General features: G+C 66.5%; 2 pseudogenes. One reads left to right on the top strand and one right to left on the bottom strand.

Annotated features, from left to right (window positions below):
* Positions 1-46, top strand: a pseudogene (locus A9X03_RS30925) (hypothetical protein); the annotation flags it as partial.
* Between the two features lie 13 nt (positions 47-59).
* On the opposite strand, the pseudogene A9X03_RS23220 reads toward A9X03_RS30925, so the two are convergent.
* Positions 60-744, bottom strand: a pseudogene (locus A9X03_RS23220) (malate synthase G); the annotation flags it as partial.

Below are 744 nucleotides of genomic sequence, written 5' to 3'. Positions count from 1 at the left end.
GGACAGCTTCTGGGCGGGAGTCGACAAAGTCGTCACCGACCTGACCCCCAAGAACCAGGATCTGCTGCGCCGGCGCGGTCGGTCTTGCCGATCGGCGATTCCGGGTCGATCAGGATCTCGATGTGCAGGCCGTGATTGACCAGTAGCACCGACCAGTCGGGGGAGCCGAGCTCGCCCGTGTAGCCGGCGAACTTCTCCGGGCTGGCCAGGTCGACGGACCCGTCGCCGGTCGCGACCTTGAGCCGGCCGTCTTCGACCGAGAGTGCGGTCGCGTCGGCCCAGGAGCCGGACTCCAGCGGCACCGCTTGGTCGAGAAAGTTGCGGGCGTAGGCGATGACCTTGTCGCCGCGGACCTTGTTGTAGCTGGTGCCCTTCTCCGCACCGTCGTCCTCTCCGATGACGTCGGTGCCGTAGAGGGCGTCGTACAGCGAGCCCCAGCGCGCGTTCGCGGCGTTCAGCGCGAAGCGGGCGTTGAGCACGGGCACCACCAGCTGCGGGCCCGCGGTCGTGGTGATCTCGTCGTCGACACCCGAGGTGGTGATCGTGAAATCCTCGGGTTCGGGCAGCAGGTAACCGATTTCGGTGATGAACTGCCGGTAGGCCTCGACATCGAAAGGCTCGATCACGCGTTGCCGGTGCCACTTGTCGATCTGGGCCTGCAGCTCGTCGCGCCGGCGCAGCAGATCCTGGTTCTTGGGGGTCAGGTCGGTGACGACTTTGTCGACTCCCGCCCAGAAGCTGTCC

Origin of the sequence: Mycobacterium sp. E1715 (genome assembly GCF_001667625.1) — a bacterium.
In the GTDB taxonomy this organism is placed as follows: Bacteria; Actinomycetota; Actinomycetes; order Mycobacteriales; family Mycobacteriaceae; genus Mycobacterium.
This window is presented reverse-complemented; position numbering and strand designations above follow the sequence as displayed.